Below are 17,820 nucleotides of genomic sequence, written 5' to 3'. Positions count from 1 at the left end.
AAAATTTTATGTCAATTCGCCTCGTAACGACGTTTCGAAAATCGTTTTAAAAACCGAGGGGGAAACGTTCTGCCCCAAAAGATACATAAGTTTGCTAACAGCCGCTTCAGTAGTAATGTCATGACCCGAAATAACGCCTATTTTTTTCAGATGCATTCCGGTTTCGTATTTACCCATGTTCACACTTCCTCCCGAACATTGCGTAACATTAACCACGTGAAGCCCTTTCTTTATGGCTTTTTTCAGGATGGAAATAAACCAGTCTTCTGTAGGGGCATTTCCTGAACCGTACGTCTCCAGCACCACTCCTTTCAAATTCGGAATTTGCAGTATGGCATTTAAAACGCTTTCGTTAATCCCAGGAAACATTTTCACCACCGCAACATTGTCATCAAAACCTTTATTGACTTTTAACTTCTTCCCTACCCCTTTTTTCAGCAGCAAATCGCTATTCACTTTTAAATCAACACCTGATTCCGCCAATTCGGGATAATTCGGCGAGGCAAAAGCATTAAAATGTTCTGCGCTGATTTTGGTCGTGCGGTTCCCACGGTATAATTTATATTCAAAGTACAAACCGACTTCGGTTATGACCGGCTTGTTTTTATTTTGCAATGAAGCTACCTGAATAGCCGTAATAAGGTTTTCTTTAGCATCGGTACGCAAATCTCCGATTGGCAGCTGCGAGCCCGTAAATATGACCGGTTTAGCCAAATTCTCCAACATAAAACTCAATGCCGATGCAGAATAAGACATGGTATCTGAACCATGCAAAACCACAAATCCATCAAATGCATCGTAATTTTCCTGAATCGCTTCGGCAATAGCCACCCATTTCTCGGGATTCATATTGGATGAATCAATAGGTTCGTTAAACGAAAAGGTTTCGATAAGACAATCCAGTAATCGCAACTCCGGAATGTTATGCAGTAATTCGTCGAAGTTAAATGCCTTAAGTACACCGGTTTCGGGGTCTTTGACCATTCCAATGGTACCGCCGGTATACACCAACAAAATTTTGGCTTTATTCGACATTTTGGTATTTCAATTTATTGACTACCGGGTTGGCATACATGGCCAAAAAGCTTTCGCGAAGTGTATCTTTTTCATTGCCCAGACGCATTTCCAGACGGCGTTCGAAAAGCTGCCTTTCTTTTTCAGTATACTGGTTCGCAAATCGGTTGTCATTGTTAAGCAGATCGTAAGCAATAAAATTCGTCGGCCATAACTTGTAGGTCGATAAAATCGAATCATCAATTACCTGGGCCAAAGCCTGGATCTGCTTGTTGTTATTGTCGTTCTCGGCGGCAATCTTGTCCAATTCACTGTCCAAAACATCACCTACGTGAATATGTATTCTTTTCTTCTGACCAATGATTCCGCTTATCAACGTGATGAAATCTTCATTTTTCTCTTTGATATAAGTCTCATCATTGGCTTCCGCCATGATCTGAGGCATCTTTAACGCATCGGTCGGATCGTATTCATAAGAAATGGACACGGGAACAACCCTTACCTTCTTGAAAAAATCCATCAGGTTTGGTTCATCCGAAGCCATGGCCAACATTTTCAGAACGCCTTGATGCGTGGCATCATTCCCGTCCTTGGTCCTTCCTTCTCGCTGGGCAATCCATACGGAACGGTTTTCTTTGGACAACAAATGATACATGAATTCCGACATCAGTTTTGAACTATGCAACAATTCGCGTGGCGGCAAGCCTCTTTTTACCAAGAAGTTTCTGTTCAGCTTGGAAAGCGTCAACAAAAACGATTTCTGCACCAAATTATCTCCGATGGCCGAAGCCGTCATCACTAAACCGTGATCAAAAAGACTGACATTCAACAATGACGTGTCTAAAATAATGTCGCGGTGATTGGATATAAAAAGATAGGATGTATTCGGATCTAATTTTTCAAAACCGGAAGTGGACAGGCCATCCGAACTGCGCTCTAAAACACGCTGAATGGACTGATAAATAAAGTTGACCTGAAAATCGCGAATTGAATGGGTGCGTTTTAACTGCTCCATCCAAACTGATTCTTCCACATCAGGAAAAGTAAAGCTCATCAGCGCCTTCATCATAGGGTGATGGATTATACCCTGAATGGCTGAATTTACTTCGCTGTCATAAAACTGGCGTATCGAGTCGAACTTTGGCATTAGTTATTTTTTACAATCCACAAAAGAACGAAATTTTTATGAATGATATCTTATTTCTTTATTAAATCCCGAAAATTTCACGGGAATTTTCAGTGGTGATCCGTGCAATTTCTTCAATTGGCAACTGATAAATTTCAGAAAGTTTTTCAGCAACCAGTTTCACATAACTGCTTTCGTTGCGTTTTCCTCGGTGTGGCACCGGTGCCAAATAAGGAGAATCGGTTTCCAAAACAATGTGTTTGATATCAATCTGATTCAAAAACTGATCGATTTTCCCGTTTTTAAAAGTAACTACCCCACCGATTCCCAATTTCATATTGTAGGAAATCGCTTGTAACGCTTGTTCATAGGTCCCCGAAAAGCAATGAAAAATTCCGAACAGCTCCGGCGATTTTTCCAGTTCCAACACTTCAAAAATTTCGTCGAAGGCATCTCGGCAATGGATATTGATGGGCAATTTATATTTTTTGGCCCATTGAATCTGCTTCTGAAATGCGATTTTCTGAATACCCAAAGTCGTTTTATCCCAGTACAAATCAATCCCGATCTCACCAATTGCCGTAAATTTTCGCTTGGCCAATTCCGCTTCCACAAGAGCCAATTCGGCTTCATAATTTTCCTTCACATAACATGGATGCAATCCCATCATCAGGAAAATATTGTCCGGATATTGCTTTTCCAGATCATACATCTTTTGTGTATAAGACGAATCGATTGCCGGAATAAAGAATCGCTTAACACCTTTTTCAAGGGCGCGCTCAATCATTTCGGCACGATCTTCTGCAAATTCTTCAGAATATAAATGTGTATGCGTATCGGTAAAAATTAAATTTGTTTCCAAGATTCAGATTTGAATAATTCAGGATGCAAAATTACGAAGATTGTTTCACACTATATAATTAAAGACTGCCGACTTCAAAAAGGCCGATCCCTTTTAAAAGGATGAAAATTATTTGGTTATTTTTGAGATATGGAAAATCTGCACGAACTACTCAAAAAGAAAGGTTACAAAAAAATAAAGTTTAAAGTTTCCAAGACCCAGCACCTTTTAATCAAGGCAAAAATAAACGGGGTTGAAGGCGATTTTATACTAGACACGGGCGCTTCCAACAGTTGCATCGGTTTTGAAAGCGTGGAATATTTCAATATTACAGCCAAAGATTCTCCAACTAAAGCCGCAGGAGCCGGAGCCACAGGAATGTACACACAAATGGCAACCGACAACCTATTACAACTGTCACATTGGAAAAACAAAGATTTTTCTGTGGTGATTTTCGATATGAGCCACGTAAATCAGGCACTTCGTCAATACAAGGCCAAACCGGTACATGGGATTATTGGCGCGGATATCCTTCTGAAAGGAAAAGCCATCATCGACTACTACAACCACTACGTTTACCTGAAATAACTCAGAATTTGTTTTTCAGCGTTCGGTAAGCCACAACACTACTGAGAATCATTAAAATTCCGCCCAGAATAAAATGAGCCCCAGCAAATTTAAACGGCGCATCGTCGTGCGTGAAAAAATAAAACGTATTGGCCATCAAAGGAGGCCCGATGATAGACGTGGCACTCATCAAACTGGCCAATGTCCCTTGTATCCCTCCTTGCTCCGAAGGCGGTACGGTAGACGAAATCACCGACTGTAATGCAGGACCTGCAATACCTCCCAAACAATACGGAATCAGAAATACCATCATCATCCACCCCTGTGAAGCAAAAGCAAAGAGAAACATTCCCACCGCATACAAGAACAATCCGAAATAAATACTCCTGTTATTACCTAATCTAGGATTTATCCAACGAATCAAACCTCCCTGAACAATTGCCACCAGCAAACCGATTACCCCTAACGATATCCCCACCATTCTTTCGTTCCAATTAAAGCGGTACATTGTGAAATAAGTCCAATTGCTCTGTACAGCATGCCCTCCAATATAAACCAACACCAACGCAATCACCAACCCGATTAAAGAGGGATATTTTTTTAGGTTTAAAAGTGCACTGACCGGATTGGCTTTCTTCCAGCTGAAACTTCTTCTGTTTTCTTTTGACAAGGATTCCGGAAGTATGAAATAACCGTATAAGAAATTAATCAGGCAAAGCAGCGCCGCAGCGTAAAAAGGAATTCGGGAGCCATATTGTCCCAAAACACCACCGATGACAGGTCCGATTATGAACCCTAATCCGAATGCCGCCCCGACCATACCAAAATTCTTGGCCCGATTGGTCTCATCGCTCACATCGGCAATATAGGCCGTCGCCGTGGTGATGCTGGCACCTGTCAGTCCCGCCAGTATCCTTCCGACAAACAGCCAGGCGATACTCGGCGCAAAAGCAAGCAAAAGGTAATCCAAAGCAAAAAAGAAAAGCGAAAACAAAATAACGGGACGTCTTCCGAACTTATCGCTTAGATTTCCGACCATCGGAGCACACAAAAACTGCGTGATAGCATAGGCAAAGGTAAGCCAGCCACCATAACGCGATGCTACGCTGATATCCCCGTGAATAAGTTCTTCAATCAATTTCGGAATTACCGGTATGATAATCCCCCAACCGATGACATCAATCAGCATCGTTATGAATATAAAGCCCACCGCGGCCGATTTCTTATTCGATTTCATAATTTATTTTAAAAAAGTAAACCTACAAAAATCCTGTCTGAAAACCAGTTGTCGCCGTTAAAATATAATTTAAGCGCTTGAATTAGAATCACAAAAAACAAAAACCATTGTTATATTTTTGCAACGACTTAACAAACAAAATCTTAATTAGAAATATTTTCTTACTTTTAACTTTTATAAAAATTCAATCAACAATCTTATGACAAAAAAATACTTACTGACGCTGTTTTTATTCTTTTGGGCTTTATCCGGCACTTTTGGGCAATGCCCAGGAGTTAGCACTCTTACAGCTAGCAATATTACACAAACAAGCGCTGTATTGGGATGGAACTCCGTTGCTGGATCAACACAATGGGAAATATTACTGCTTCCGGCCGGGGCATCGGAACCGACACCTAATAATCAGGGAATGATAATTGCCAATATTTCACCATTCGTTGTAACGGGATTGACGCCTTGCACGTCTTACAAATTCTATATAAGAACTAACTGTGGTCCCGGCGTTTTCAGTGTGTGGTCACAACCTACTTATTTTACAACAACCTCATCCGGTGCATGCTATTACGCAAATATTATGGCAACACAAACGATTCCTACCAGTGACCTAACAGCGGAAGTATTCGGAGGAACACCACCTTTTACGTTTCAATGGAGTCTCAACGGAACCCCTATTCCCGGAGCAACCAGCCAAAGTCTATCGATTAACGGACAAGGCGGAACCTATCAGGTTACCGTAACCGATTCATCGAATGTGACAACAACGGCCACGATAACGATTCAGGGGATCACCATTGCAGCGAATAATGACGCCATGATGGTTTACCCTACGAGCAATACAACTGCAACTACTTCTACATCCGTATTAGCAAACGACGGCATAAACGGTCATTCCATTTACAATACCACCGATGTAATACTGACACCACTAACGGTACCTTCCGGCTTTACCATCAACCCTAACGGAACCATTAGTGTTTTACCGGGGACCGCAGCGGGAATTTACACTTTGACCTATCAGATTTGCGCTGCCCAAAGTCCGACAATCTGCTCTACCGCGACGGTGACTGTTACAGTGGCCAACGAAGGTTTTTTACTGAAAGCCTTTGTTGATACCAACAATAACGGCACACAGGACGCAGGAGAATCGAATTTTAATTTTGGTCAGTTCTCGTACCAGATAAACAATACCGGAGCTACGACAACCGTTGCCTCATCAAACGGAATGTATTATATTCAGGAATCCAACCCTGTGAATTCCTATGATTTTGGTTTTACGATTGACAGCAACTACAGTAGCTATCATACCGTTACACCTTCTTCATATAACGACGTTAGTTTTGTTCCGGGCTCAGGCGTTACAACATATAATTTCCCGGTGACGCAATTGCCTTATTCTGATGCCTTTGTAAAGGTTCTTCCTTCTGGCACACCACCAAGACCCGGGTTTACATACAAAAATGTCATTTTGTATAAAAATTCAGGAAATCAGACGATTGCTTCCGGAACCGTTACTTTCAACAAGGGCAACACAGTAACCATCACCGATATTTCGCAAACGGTGACTACAACTACCGCCACAGGATTTACCTATGATTTCACAAACCTGCTGCCAAACGAAACAAGACAAATTATCGTGATCATGCAGGTACCAACCATTCCAACGGTCAGCTTAGGAAATCTGATCACTAACACAGCCGCCATAACCGCAGCTAATGATGTAATGCTATCCAACAATAATAGCAGCCTGACGCAAACGATTGTGGGTTCCTACGATCCGAACGACAAAACAGAAAGCCACGGCGGCAAAATTCTTCATTCTACTTTCGGTTCCAACGATTATCTGACGTACACCATTCAGTTCGAAAATACAGGAACCTATCCCGCAGAAAATGTGAAAATCACAGATATTCTTGATGCGAAATTAGATGAGACTTCTGTAAAGATGATAAACGCAAGCCACTCCTACACTTTAAACAGAGTTGGCAATAACTTAAACTGGAACTTAAACGGAATTGACCTAGCGCCATCCGGAAAAGGACAGGTGACTTTCCAGATCAAACCAAAACCGGGTTATGTAATCGGTGATATCATCCCGAATACAGCATCCATTTATTTCGATTTCAACCCTGCCATTGTTACCAATACATTCACGACGGAATTCGTTACTGCATTGAGTGTTTCGGAGTTTAAAGATTCGACATTTATGGCGTATCCAAATCCAACAAAAGGTTTTGTGAACATTTCCTCGAAAGACAGTTCCTATTTAATAGACACTGTTATTGTAAATGATATTCTGGGTAAAACCATTCAAACCAGAACCATCAATTCGGCAAGCACCACAATTGATTTTTCGGATTTGTCAAGCGGAATGTATTTCGCCAAAGTAAAATCAGAGAATAGTGAAAGTGTTATAAAGATCGTTAAGCAATAATTCAATTATAAATTCAAATCCCTAACCCTTAGGGATTTGGATGGTTGGTTAATATTAAACCACCTCCTAATCTTTTATAGCATGACAAAAAAACACTTTCTGACGCTCCTTTTATTTATAGGCGCTTTATCGGGCACTTTTGGACAATGCCCAGCTCCAACTAATTTAGCAGCTATGAACATAACACATAACAGCACCACTTTAGCGTGGACATCTTCGGACACAGCAACCCGATGGGAAATGGCGTTATTTCTAGGAAGTGAAGCAGGGCGAACGCCTGACCCTAACATGACAACAATTTCATGCGGGACGAACCCTTTCACAATTACCGGATTAAGTCCATGCACCGCTTATAAATTCATCGTGCGATCTGTCTGTTCTCCAACGGGAACCAGCGCCTGGTCGCAGCCTGGTTATTTCACTACAAACTCGATCTCAGGAACATGTCCATATAACGCGACTATTTACGCTACAGGAGACATACCAACAAGTGGATTATCTGTACGAGTATCCGGAGGAACTCCACCTTATACGTTTCAGTGGAGCCTTAACGGAAACACTATTCAAGGTGCAACCAGCCAAAATCTTGTGGTAAATGGACAAGGCGGAACGTATCAGGTTACAGTAACCGATTCCGGCAATCAGACAACAACGTCTACCATCACAATCCAAGGAATCAGCATTACCGCAAATAATGATTCTATGACCGTTTATCCAACCAGCAATACAACAGTCAACACCTTATCTGTACTCTCAAACGACCGTTTAAATAACTACTCCATCATTAATTACAATAATGTAATTTTAACACCTTTAACTGTACCCTCCGGTTTCGCAATTAATCCTAACGGAACAATCAGTGTTTTACCGGGAACAGCTGCAGGAACATATACGTTGACCTATCAGATTTGCTCTACGCAAATTCCAACCACATGCTCAACCGCAACGGCTACAGTAACTGTGGCCAACGAAGGTTTTATATTAAAAGCCTTTGTCGACACCAACAATAACGGCACACAGGACGCAGGAGAATCGAATTTTAATTTTGGTCAATTCACGTACCAGATTAACAATACGGGAGCAACAACCTCCATTGCATCATCAAACGGAATGTATTACATTCAGGAATCCAACCCTGTGAATTCCTATGATTTTGGTTTTACGATTGACAGCAACTACAGTAGCTATCATACCGTTACAGTTGCTTCGTATAATGATGTTAACTTTATTTCAGGTTCGGGCGTTACCGTTTATAATTTCCCGGTAACACAATTGCCTTATTCTGACGCTGCGGTTACAATACATCCTTCCGGAGCACCGCCAAGACCAGGCTTTACCTATCAAAATTATATCGCATATAAAAACACTGGTAATCAGCCGATTGCTTCAGGAACCGTCACTTTCAACAAAAGCAACACCGTAACAATCACCAGTATTTCACAAGCCGGGACTACACCAACCGCTACAGGTTTCACTTATGACTTCACAAACCTGCAGCCCAACCAAACAAGATATATCACCGTAACCATGCAGGTACCGACCATTCCGACGGTTGCTCTTGGAAATCTAATTACCAACACGGCAGCGATAACCATTCCTGCCAGTGATGTTACGGTATCTAACAATAACAGCAATCTAACGCAAACGATTGTGGGTTCCTACGATCCGAATGACAAAACAGAAAGCCACGGCGGTAAAATTGTTCATTCTACATTTGGTGCCAACGATTATCTTACATATACTATCCAGTTCGAAAATACAGGAACCTATCCCGCAGAAAACGTAAAAATCACAGATATTCTAAATGCAAAATTGGATGAGACTTCTGTAAAGATGATAAACGCAAGCCACTCCTACACTTTAAATAGAGGTGGCAACACATTAAACTGGAACTTAAACGGAATTGACTTGGCTCCGTCCGGAAAAGGTCAGGTAACTTTCCAGATCAAACCAAAACCAGGTTATGCAATAGGTGATATCATCCCGAATACAGCATCCATTTATTTCGATTTCAACCCTGCCATTATTACCAATACATTCACGACGGAATTCGTTACTTCATTGAGTGTTTCGGAGTTTGGAAATTCATCTTTCCTTGTTTATCCTAATCCGACAAAAGGTTTTGTGAACATCTCCTCGAAAGACAGCTCCTATTTAATAGACACAGTTATTGTAAATGATATTCTGGGTAAAACCATTCAAACCAGAACCATCAATTCGGCAAGTACCACAATTGATTTTTCGGATTTGTCAAGCGGAATTTATTTCGCCAAAGTAAAATCAGACAATAGTGAAAGCGTTATAAAGATCGTTAAGCAATAATCGACAACATAACAACAAAAAATCCCGTTCAAATCGAGCGGGATTTTTTTGTTTACGATGCAATTACTTATTCATTTTTTGCTCCAGACTGATTTTTAAGGCCTCAAGGTTTTCCTTTTTCAGCTGTAATGCTTCTAAAACATACAGATTATGTTTCTTCAGGGTGTTGGTGGCTCTTAGCTGTATACTCCTTATTAGAGTGTTTTTGTTGTGATACTCTTTTTCTTGTTCTAAAAACGCAGCGACTTCTAAGGCCGCGAAACTCTCGTTACGTATATTTTCAATAGTGCTGATCTGTTTGGCAACCTTATACAACTTGATTTGCACATCGCGATAGTCGCACTGCAATTTTTCTTGAACCAGTTGTTTTTCAGCTTTGGCGATGGCCTGGCTTTCCTTGCAAACACCTTTCTTTTCCTTCAGATGCTTTAGTACAACCCCTAATTGCTGCATGGCTGCCAAGGGTAAACCACGTTTTCCGGAAACAAACATTGACCATTACCCTCTATCAATACCAAACATGTAAGCAGTATCCTCTTGCGTTAATCCCAATAGGTTTTTTAAAGTAGTACCTTCTTCCATTGTTGCATTTTTAAATAAAAAAACAATTTGAAACAAAAACGGTTTCATTTTTTCAAATGTAGAATTTTGAAACAGTTTTTGTTTCAAAATAATAAAAAATATTATTTTGAAACGTGTTTAGATTATTCCATAAAACTTTTTAAAATATCACCAAATTTGGTGATTGTGTAGGTGTTTTATTATGGTTAGGTTTGCGGGGACTCGTTTGCATATATTTACGAGTTATGGGCAATTCGAAAAACTGAAATCTAAATCTCAATGGAAATCAAATACATTAAATTTAAAAATGAGGATAAAAACATTTCTCCTACTTCTTTATTAGATAAATTAGTGGGTGATTTTTTGAAATTTCATTTTGAAAAAGATTTAATAGTAAGTTTTCCAGTCAATGAGAATTGGGGATTTAAATTTAGAATTAAAGAGAAAAAAGCGAGCTATGATATTATTGTCTGCTTTATGGATACTCCTAAATATTTGATGATTCAAATTATTCCTGCTCAAAATTTCTTTCAAAAATTGCTTACTTCTCATAAATTGGAACAAAACGCTTTAACTCAAAAAATAAGTCACCTAGTAAAAAAAGAGTTTCCTTATTTAACTTGCGTATCATAAATAAATTAACCTAATGTAGAGAACTGCCCATAACAGCGGTTTTATGCTATGGCGGGGCTTGGGATTTTTTGGATTGGTCAGTACTTGCATTTCTTCTTTAAAAAGAAGTTTTTTCTTTCCACTTTTCGGTATATTTGTAAACATCAGTAATAAAAAATCCGCCACAGCATAAAGCCGGCGGGACGTTGTGAGAAATGCAGTGAGATGCATAAAATTAAGAAAAAACTAACAGAAAATTATATATAAAACAATTCCTATGAAAACGATTTTTACAATTTTAATCTTAATATCAAATTTAACGTTATACTCTCAAGAGAATAAAGCTGTTGGTGATTACCTACTTTCAATTAAAACTAACGAAAGTGATTTAAAAGAATGGAAATTGACTTTAAACGAAAACGGAACATTTTTCTTCCACTATTATTCAAACGTTAAATTTGAAATTCCATCCGAAAGAAATATTTATGGTAAAGGAAAATGGACTATGAAAAACAACGTGATTTCATTCTATTCTGATAAACAAAAAGACTTAGATGAAAAACACACTTTGAATTTTAACAATTCCAAAGCGAGATTTGTAATAAAATCCCCTAGAGACAAAACTGATAAAATAGTTAAAACAAGGCTTCATTTCTTAGAATCTGAAATCTTCTGGATGAAAGGAACTGAGCTATTTAAAATATGAAAGCTCATTAAACATTATTAGCACTTCTCACAACAGCGGTTTTAAGAAATGGCGGGGTGGTGTATTATTGGAGGAGCCTGTGTTTGCACTTCTCTCCTATTTTTCAACTTTTACCCATAAAACTTTTCGGCAATCTTGTAAACACCACAAATAAAAAAATCCCGCCTAAAACTAAGCGGGATTTTTAATTTATAAGATAAAACTACTAAAGTTCTAACGCTTTCTTAGGATTGTTATCCATTAAGATTTCCATTGGGTTTTCCAACGCTTCTTTAACAGCCACCAAGAAACCAACTGACTCACGTCCGTCGATGATTCTGTGATCGTATGATAAAGCCACGAACATTACCGGAGCGATAACGATCTGACCGTTTTTAACGATAGCTCTGTCTACCACATTGTGCATTCCTAAGATACCTGATTGTGGAGGGTTGATGATTGGAGTTGACAACATAGAGCCGAAAACACCACCATTTGAAATAGTGAATGTTCCACCTGTCATTTCATCAACTGTAATCTGTCCATCACGAGCACGTAAAGCCAAACGTTTGATTTCAGCTTCAACACCTCTGAAAGTTAATAACTCTGCACTACGAACTACCGGTACCATTAACCCTTTCGGACCAGAAACCGCTACAGAGATATCACAGAAATCATAAGAGATTTTCTCCTGACCGTCAATCATCGAATTTACATCCGGGTACAATTGTAACGCACGTGTAACTGCTTTGGTGAAGAATGACATGAAACCTAAACCTAAACCGTGTTTCGCTTTGAATTCTTCTTTATACTGATCGCGGATTGCGTAGATCGCACTCATATCCACTTCGTTGAAAGTAGTCAACATCGCTGTTTCGTTTTTAGCCGACACCAAACGCTCAGCTACTTTACGACGCAACATTGATAATTTTGTTCTTTCAGAACCACGAGAACCACCTGTTGGCGTGCCCATTGAAGGAACTGCATTTACAGCATCTTCTTTAGTGATTCTTCCACCTTTTCCAGTTCCTGCGATATCTGAAGGCTGAATACTTTTCTCTTCTAATATTTTTCTTGCTGCCGGTGAAGGCGCGCTGGTAGCATACGTTGTTGCTGCAGGAGCCGGAGCCGCTTTCGGAGCCTCAGCTTTTGGAGCTTCCGCGGCTTTTTCAACTGCAGGGGCACCATTAATTTCAGGTTTTGCAGCACTTGTGTCAATTAAACAAACTACCGCACCTACGGCTACTGTATCTCCTTCTTCCGCTTTAAGCGTGATTACACCACTCATTTCAGCTGGCAACTCTAAAGTAGCTTTATCTGAATCAACCTCAGCAATTGCCTGGTCTTTTTCTACATAATCTCCGTCTTTAACTAACCAAGTAGCGATTTCTACTTCTTTGATTGATTCTCCCGGTGAAGGGACTTTCATTTCTAAAATCATCAGTATATAATTTTATAGGTGTTGTTATTATCTTATTTTCTCAAAAATACAATTTTATTGGAATAAATTCTTGTCAAAAACCATGGCGATAGCTGCTACATGGCGTTTTTTAGAACGCACATAACTTCCCGCTGCCGGCGCACTATATGCTTTTGGAGAAGCCACTCTGAACTTCACCTCATGGAAATGCATCAACATATAACCATAAGCTCCCATGTTTCTTGGCTCTTCCTGTGCCCAAACGTAATCGTCTACATTAGGATATTTAGCAATTACTGTTTTCATTTGCTCAATTGGTAATGGGAACAACTGCTCAACACGTACCAAAGCAACATCCGTTCTTCCGTTTGCTTCTCTTTCTGCTTTCAGGTCGTAGTAGAACTTACCAGTACAGAAAACCAACGATTTAACGTCTGCAGGGTTCACATTCGGATCGTCGATCACTTCTTGGAATTGTCCGTTTGCAAATTCTTCAACAGAAGAAACCGCTTCCGGGTGACGCAATAAACTCTTTGGTGTAAACACTACCAATGGTTTACGGAATTTCGTTACCAACTGTCTTCTCAACAAGTGGAAAAAGTTAGCAGGCGTAGTACAATCCGCTACATACATATTGTGGTTTGCACACAACTGTAAGAATCGCTCCATACGTGCCGAAGAGTGTTCAGCACCTTGGTTTTCGTAACCGTGCGGCAACAACATTACGATTCCGTTTTGATTGTTCCATTTGTCTTCCGCTGCCGAAATATACTGGTCAATCATGATTTGGGCTCCGTTTCCGAAATCCCCGAACTGAGCCTCCCAGATAGTCAGCGCGTTTGGATTGGCAAGGGCATAACCATACTCAAATCCTAAAACACCATATTCTGAAAGGTGTGAGTTATATACAAAGAAGTTTCCTTTTTTATTTGGAATATGATCCAACAAAATCACTTCTTCTTCTGAATCTTCAACTTTTACAACCGCGTGACGGTGTGAGAATGTTCCGCGCTCTACGTCCTGACCGGAGATACGAACATCATATCCTTCCGTTAACAATGAACCGTAAGCCAACATCTCTCCCATCGCCCAATCCAATTTATCGGTTTCGAAGAACATGGTTTTTCTGTCTCCGATAAGTTTCGTGATTTTGCTGATGAATTTTTTATCTGAAGGCAATTCAGTTACCGTTTTCGCGATATCTGTTAAGACTGCCTTGTCAACTTTTGTATCAAACTTCTGAAGCATTACATCAGCTTCAGCCTGTTCGAAACCTTTCCATTCGTCCTGCATGAACGGCTTGATCACCGTCAAATCTCTTTTACGGGATTCTTCCAAACTTTGCTCAAGGTTTGATTTGTACTCTGCTTCCAATTGCGAAACATAATTCCCGTCAATAGAACCTTCTGCTTTTAATTTCTCAGCATAGATATCTCTTGGGTTTTTCTGTCTCGAAATCGATTTGTATAATTTTGGTTGGGTGAAACGAGGCTCATCACCTTCATTGTGCCCGTATTTTCTATATCCTAATAAATCGATGAACACGTCAGTTCCGAATTCCATTCTGTATTCCAAAGCGAATAACATAGCGTGTACTACCGCTTCTGCATCTTCAGCATTTACGTGTAATACAGGAGACAAGGTTACTTTTGCAATATCAGTACAATACGTTGACGAACGTGCATCAAGGTAGTTTGTCGTAAATCCAACCTGATTGTTCAATACTAAGTGGATAGTTCCATTGGTTTTGTACCCGTCCAATTTGGCCATCTGTATGATTTCATACACGATACCCTGACCGGCAACCGCTGCATCTCCATGTACCGCGATAGGCAATACTTTTGAAAAATCTTGCGGGTAATATTTATCTTGTTTCGCACGGGTAATCCCTTCGATAACCGCTCCTACTGTTTCAAGGTGCGAAGGGTTTGGCGCTAAGTTTACATTGATTTTTTTACCGTTTTGTGTCTGACGGTCAGCAGTTAAACCTAAATGGTATTTTACGTCACCATCAAACAAGGCATCGTCATCATAATCTTTCCCGTCAAATTCAGAGAAAATATCCTGGGTTGATTTTCCAAAAACATTTGCCAATACGTTCAGACGGCCACGGTGTGCCATACCCATTACGAATTGCTCCACGCCTTTATCAGCAGCCGCTTCAATTAAGAAGTCCAACGCCGGTATAGCCGATTCGATTCCTTCTAACGAGAAACGTTTCTGACCAACATATTTGGTATGAAGGAAATTCTCAAAAGAAACCGCTTCATTTAATTTTTTAAGAATGCGTTTTTTATCGTCGGTATTAAAACTTGGCTGATTATCATTGATATCCAAGCGTTTCTGAATCCATTCTACTACCTTAGGGTCACGAATGTACATATACTCGATTCCGATAGATTCGCAATATACTTTGTTCAGATGGTTTAAAATTTCCTGAAGCGAACACGGATTTAAGTTTACTATTCTTGCTGCATCAAAAACCGTATTCAAATCGGCAGATGTCAGTCCGAAGTTCTCAATTGCCAAGTCCGGAGAATACGTTCTTCTTTCACGAACCGGATTGGTTTTAGTGAATAAATGTCCACGTGTTCTGTAACCGTCAATTAGTTTTAAAACACTAAACTCTTTTTGTAATTTATCAGAAACCACAGAGCAATCTGTCCCGTCAGCCATACTCATCAGTTCTTCCACCGGACTGCCGTTAAACTCGTTGGCAAAGTCAAAACCTTGGAAGAAACTCCTCCAGCTAGGCTCTACACCATCTGGGTTCTGTAAATATTGATCGTATAAATCGGCAAAAAAAGCCGTATGTGCTGCGTTTAAAAAGGAAAACCTATCCATAATACTGTCGAATGACGATTTTGGGTTAAAAAAATTTTACGCAAAAGTACAACTCTTTAGAATAATCTTCTAATGTTTTTCATACTTTTATATCATAAAATATTCCTAATGATGAAGTTGAAAACAAAATCACAACACTTTTTAACAATAACACTGACTTGTTTTCTTTTTTTAACACTTCCTCATTCCATTAAGGCACAGAACGACACTATACCCAAACAAAAAAGTGATTTTTGGAAAAGGCTGCAATTTGGCGGCGGACTAGGTTTAAGCATCAGCAACCAATACACCAATATTTATATTGCACCAGGAGCAATCTACCCTATTAATCAGTTTTTTGCAGCAGGAATGGGACTTCAGTACAGTTACGTAAAAGATGCAGACATTTACGATTCACATCTTTATGGTGTAAATTTCATTACGCTCATCAACCCGATTCCTCAGGCACAATTTTCTGTTGAAGTAGAGCAATTACGAGCTAACAACACCTACAAGGCCACACCCTATTCACCTGAAGTGAAAGATAATTTTTGGAATACCGGTTTGTTTTTAGGCTTGGGTTATCAGTCCCAGAATGTAACCTTTGGTTTTCGTTACAACCTTTTGTACCGGGAAGATCATGACGTTTACGGTCAGGCTTGGATGCCTTTTGTCAGAGCTTATTTCTAAACCAGACTTTCTGCCATTCTCGTTTCAAAATCAAGAAGACAACCTGTTCGGACAAATCCACCAAATCGGAACCGTCAAGCTTTTTCACCTGATCTTCGGGAACATCGATAATGTATAATAAATTGAGATATTCGGCAAACTTATGCTGAATGAGGCGATAGATTTTTTCATGCAATTGCACTTTCAGATCAATCGGAGCTATGGCAACAGGAAAATCGACACTTTCATTGGCAAACGTAAAATCCTTATTGATTTGTTCCACCAATTTCACATATAATGCTTCTTTCTGCGCCTCAGAAAGTAACAAATCGGTATTTTGAGGTGCTATGTACATTTTATAAATAAAAGTTAGAAATTATATGTTTGTGCTTTATATTTCTTAAACGTTTCGGCTCATCAAATTTTCGCCAAACGTTTTTAAAAGTTCTTTTTTATCGGTATCAATCTGCATTTTTTCCAGCGTATCAAATGCTTTGAATGTATATTCCTTAATAGCATCCTGAGTAACCGAACTCGCTCCTGTTGTATTGAAAATTTCCTTTACCGATGCTATTTTGTCCGTATTGTCATTAGGCTGAATCGAGAACAAATGCATCAACTCTTCTTTTTCCGATGCTTTAGCAAATTCCATCGCTTTCAGATAAAGGTACGTTTTTTTATTTTCAATGATATCGCCTCCAACCTGTTTTCCGAAAGTCATCGGATCGCCAAACGCATCCAGATAATCATCCTGTAACTGGAAAGCAATTCCCAGGTTTAAACCGAATTCATAAATCAAATCCGCATTCTCTTCGGATGTTTCAGCTACAATTGCCCCCATTTTCATGGCAGCACCCACCAAAACAGCGGTTTTGTACTCAATCATTTTTAGATATTCCGGAATCGTAACATCTTCCCTGCTTTCAAAATCCACATCCCATTGCTGTCCTTCACATACTTCCAAAGCCGTTTTACTGAACAATTTGGCTAATGAACGAAATATTTTCGGCTCGTACTGTTCGAAATACTGATACGCCAAAATCAGCATAGCATCCCCCGACAAAATTCCGGTATTGATATCCCATTTTTCATGAACCGTTTCATGTCCGCGACGCAACGGAGCATCGTCCATAATATCATCGTGGATTAATGAGAAATTATGAAAAACTTCCACGGCCGTTGCAGCCGCCAATGCTTGTTTACAATCGGCATTAAATATCTCAGCTGCCATCAATGTTAAAACCGGCCTCATGCGTTTCCCGCCCAGACCCAAAATATAGCGAATAGGCTCATATAAATTTTCAGGTTCTCTGTCGATTGAAATCGTTGAAAAATGGTCGGAAATAATATCCTGATAGTCTGAAATGGAATGCATGAAATTAATTTTCGGCTAAAATACTTCAAAAGCGGGAGTTTATCAAATATTAAGCAAATGTTAATTTTTATTTAAATACTAGGAAACTTTTTTAGTGTTTAAAGTTTCCTGTTACATTTGCATGGAATTTTTTAAGA

General features: G+C 39.6%; 16 protein-coding genes. 6 read left to right on the top strand and 10 right to left on the bottom strand.

Annotation, left to right across the window (positions count from 1 at the left end; translation table 11 throughout):
* Positions 1 to 6: 6 nt before the first annotated feature.
* The 3 genes from FEDK69T_RS04290 to FEDK69T_RS04280 all read right to left on the bottom strand — a co-directional run bounded on the left by FEDK69T_RS04290 (position 7) and on the right by FEDK69T_RS04280 (position 3,002).
* Positions 7 to 1,035: an asparaginase gene (locus FEDK69T_RS04290; RefSeq protein ID WP_035630832.1), complete on the bottom strand. Its 1,029-nt coding sequence runs from the start codon at positions 1,033 to 1,035 to the stop codon at positions 7 to 9.
* Complete coding sequence (locus FEDK69T_RS04285; protein WP_023572921.1) at positions 1,025 to 2,161, bottom strand: 1-acyl-sn-glycerol-3-phosphate acyltransferase; 1,137 nt, start codon at positions 2,159 to 2,161, stop codon at positions 1,025 to 1,027. The genes FEDK69T_RS04290 and FEDK69T_RS04285 overlap by 11 nt, the downstream gene beginning before the upstream one ends.
* A gap of 61 nt (positions 2,162 to 2,222) precedes the next feature.
* Positions 2,223 to 3,002 (bottom strand): TatD family hydrolase, encoded by a 780-nt coding sequence (locus FEDK69T_RS04280; RefSeq protein WP_023572920.1) that lies wholly within the window; start codon positions 3,000 to 3,002, stop codon positions 2,223 to 2,225.
* Between the two features lie 129 nt (positions 3,003 to 3,131).
* Between FEDK69T_RS04280 and FEDK69T_RS04275 the strand changes: the two genes are divergently transcribed.
* Complete coding sequence (locus tag FEDK69T_RS04275; RefSeq protein ID WP_023572919.1) at positions 3,132 to 3,569, top strand: retropepsin-like aspartic protease; 438 nt, start codon at positions 3,132 to 3,134, stop codon at positions 3,567 to 3,569.
* A gap of 1 nt (position 3,570) precedes the next feature.
* Here the strand turns inward: FEDK69T_RS04275 and FEDK69T_RS04270 are convergent, their stop codons facing one another.
* Positions 3,571 to 4,785: a TCR/Tet family MFS transporter gene (locus FEDK69T_RS04270; RefSeq protein WP_023572918.1), complete on the bottom strand. Its 1,215-nt coding sequence runs from the start codon at positions 4,783 to 4,785 to the stop codon at positions 3,571 to 3,573.
* A gap of 199 nt (positions 4,786 to 4,984) precedes the next feature.
* Between FEDK69T_RS04270 and FEDK69T_RS04265 the strand changes: the two genes are divergently transcribed.
* Positions 4,985 to 7,216: a T9SS type A sorting domain-containing protein gene (locus FEDK69T_RS04265; RefSeq protein ID WP_023572917.1), complete on the top strand. Its 2,232-nt coding sequence runs from the start codon at positions 4,985 to 4,987 to the stop codon at positions 7,214 to 7,216.
* Positions 7,217 to 7,297: 81 nt separating this feature from the next.
* The gene (locus FEDK69T_RS04260; protein WP_023572916.1) at positions 7,298 to 9,538 is read left to right on the top strand and encodes a DUF7619 domain-containing protein; all 2,241 of its coding nucleotides are present in this window, start codon (positions 7,298 to 7,300) and stop codon (positions 9,536 to 9,538) included.
* A 63-nt stretch (positions 9,539 to 9,601) separates the two neighbouring features.
* Here the strand turns inward: FEDK69T_RS04260 and FEDK69T_RS04255 are convergent, their stop codons facing one another.
* Both FEDK69T_RS04255 and FEDK69T_RS16140 read right to left on the bottom strand, forming a co-directional pair.
* A complete protein-coding gene (locus FEDK69T_RS04255) occupies positions 9,602 to 9,991 on the bottom strand; it encodes a hypothetical protein (RefSeq protein ID WP_131494766.1) in 390 nt (129 codons plus the stop codon).
* A 45-nt stretch (positions 9,992 to 10,036) separates the two neighbouring features.
* Complete coding sequence (locus FEDK69T_RS16140) at positions 10,037 to 10,168, bottom strand: hypothetical protein (RefSeq protein WP_023572913.1); 132 nt, start codon at positions 10,166 to 10,168, stop codon at positions 10,037 to 10,039.
* A 210-nt stretch (positions 10,169 to 10,378) separates the two neighbouring features.
* Between FEDK69T_RS16140 and FEDK69T_RS04250 the strand changes: the two genes are divergently transcribed.
* Together FEDK69T_RS04250 and FEDK69T_RS04240 are read left to right on the top strand one after the other, a co-directional pair.
* Entirely contained in the window at positions 10,379 to 10,732 is a 354-nt protein-coding gene (locus FEDK69T_RS04250; protein ID WP_023572912.1) for a hypothetical protein, read from the top strand.
* A gap of 256 nt (positions 10,733 to 10,988) precedes the next feature.
* Positions 10,989 to 11,417, top strand: a complete 429-nt coding sequence (locus tag FEDK69T_RS04240) for a hypothetical protein (protein ID WP_023572911.1) — start codon at positions 10,989 to 10,991, stop codon at positions 11,415 to 11,417.
* Between the two features lie 205 nt (positions 11,418 to 11,622).
* Here the strand turns inward: FEDK69T_RS04240 and odhB are convergent, their stop codons facing one another.
* On the bottom strand, positions 11,623 to 12,837 hold the full coding sequence (gene odhB / locus FEDK69T_RS04235) for a 2-oxoglutarate dehydrogenase complex dihydrolipoyllysine-residue succinyltransferase (RefSeq protein ID WP_023572910.1): 1,215 nt from the start codon (positions 12,835 to 12,837) through the stop codon (positions 11,623 to 11,625).
* 54 nt (positions 12,838 to 12,891) lie between these two features.
* Positions 12,892 to 15,660 (bottom strand): 2-oxoglutarate dehydrogenase E1 component, encoded by a 2,769-nt coding sequence (locus tag FEDK69T_RS04230; protein WP_023572909.1) that lies wholly within the window; start codon positions 15,658 to 15,660, stop codon positions 12,892 to 12,894.
* A 108-nt stretch (positions 15,661 to 15,768) separates the two neighbouring features.
* Between FEDK69T_RS04230 and FEDK69T_RS04225 the strand changes: the two genes are divergently transcribed.
* Positions 15,769 to 16,329, top strand: a complete 561-nt coding sequence (locus FEDK69T_RS04225) for a hypothetical protein (RefSeq protein ID WP_023572908.1) — start codon at positions 15,769 to 15,771, stop codon at positions 16,327 to 16,329.
* Here the strand turns inward: FEDK69T_RS04225 and FEDK69T_RS04220 are convergent.
* A complete protein-coding gene (locus FEDK69T_RS04220) occupies positions 16,313 to 16,663 on the bottom strand; it encodes a hypothetical protein (RefSeq protein WP_023572907.1) in 351 nt (116 codons plus the stop codon). The genes FEDK69T_RS04225 and FEDK69T_RS04220 overlap by 17 nt on opposite strands.
* A 45-nt stretch (positions 16,664 to 16,708) precedes the next feature.
* Entirely contained in the window at positions 16,709 to 17,683 is a 975-nt protein-coding gene (locus FEDK69T_RS04215) for a polyprenyl synthetase family protein (protein WP_023572906.1), read from the bottom strand.
* Between the last annotated feature and the right edge of the window lie 137 nt (positions 17,684 to 17,820).

Origin of the sequence: Flavobacterium enshiense DK69, from assembly GCF_000498495.1 — a bacterium.
In the GTDB taxonomy this organism is placed as follows: Bacteria; Bacteroidota; Bacteroidia; order Flavobacteriales; family Flavobacteriaceae; genus Flavobacterium; species Flavobacterium enshiense.
Note: the sequence above shows the minus strand (reverse complement) of the source record. Positions and strands in the feature narration are given on the sequence as shown.

Excerpts from the sequence above, each read along its gene's own strand:
- FEDK69T_RS16140 (WP_023572913.1), bottom strand. The coding sequence starts at position 10,168 with ATGAAACCGTTTTTGTTTCAAATTGTTTTTTTATTTAAAAATGCAACA.
- FEDK69T_RS04290 (WP_035630832.1), bottom strand. The coding sequence starts at position 1,035 with ATGTCGAATAAAGCCAAAATTTTGTTGGTGTATACCGGCGGTACCATT.
- FEDK69T_RS04255 (WP_131494766.1), bottom strand. The coding sequence starts at position 9,991 with ATGCAGCAATTAGGGGTTGTACTAAAGCATCTGAAGGAAAAGAAAGGT.
- FEDK69T_RS04270 (WP_023572918.1), bottom strand. The coding sequence starts at position 4,785 with ATGAAATCGAATAAGAAATCGGCCGCGGTGGGCTTTATATTCATAACG.
- FEDK69T_RS04260 (WP_023572916.1), top strand. The coding sequence starts at position 7,298 with ATGACAAAAAAACACTTTCTGACGCTCCTTTTATTTATAGGCGCTTTA.
- FEDK69T_RS04285 (WP_023572921.1), bottom strand. The coding sequence starts at position 2,161 with ATGCCAAAGTTCGACTCGATACGCCAGTTTTATGACAGCGAAGTAAAT.
- FEDK69T_RS04250 (WP_023572912.1), top strand. The coding sequence starts at position 10,379 with ATGGAAATCAAATACATTAAATTTAAAAATGAGGATAAAAACATTTCT.
- FEDK69T_RS04225 (WP_023572908.1), top strand. The coding sequence starts at position 15,769 with ATGATGAAGTTGAAAACAAAATCACAACACTTTTTAACAATAACACTG.
- FEDK69T_RS04215 (WP_023572906.1), bottom strand. The coding sequence starts at position 17,683 with ATGCATTCCATTTCAGACTATCAGGATATTATTTCCGACCATTTTTCA.
- FEDK69T_RS04240 (WP_023572911.1), top strand. The coding sequence starts at position 10,989 with ATGAAAACGATTTTTACAATTTTAATCTTAATATCAAATTTAACGTTA.
- FEDK69T_RS04230 (WP_023572909.1), bottom strand. The coding sequence starts at position 15,660 with ATGGATAGGTTTTCCTTTTTAAACGCAGCACATACGGCTTTTTTTGCC.
- FEDK69T_RS04275 (WP_023572919.1), top strand. The coding sequence starts at position 3,132 with ATGGAAAATCTGCACGAACTACTCAAAAAGAAAGGTTACAAAAAAATA.
- FEDK69T_RS04265 (WP_023572917.1), top strand. The coding sequence starts at position 4,985 with ATGACAAAAAAATACTTACTGACGCTGTTTTTATTCTTTTGGGCTTTA.
- odhB (WP_023572910.1), bottom strand. The coding sequence starts at position 12,837 with ATGATTTTAGAAATGAAAGTCCCTTCACCGGGAGAATCAATCAAAGAA.
- FEDK69T_RS04220 (WP_023572907.1), bottom strand. The coding sequence starts at position 16,663 with ATGTACATAGCACCTCAAAATACCGATTTGTTACTTTCTGAGGCGCAG.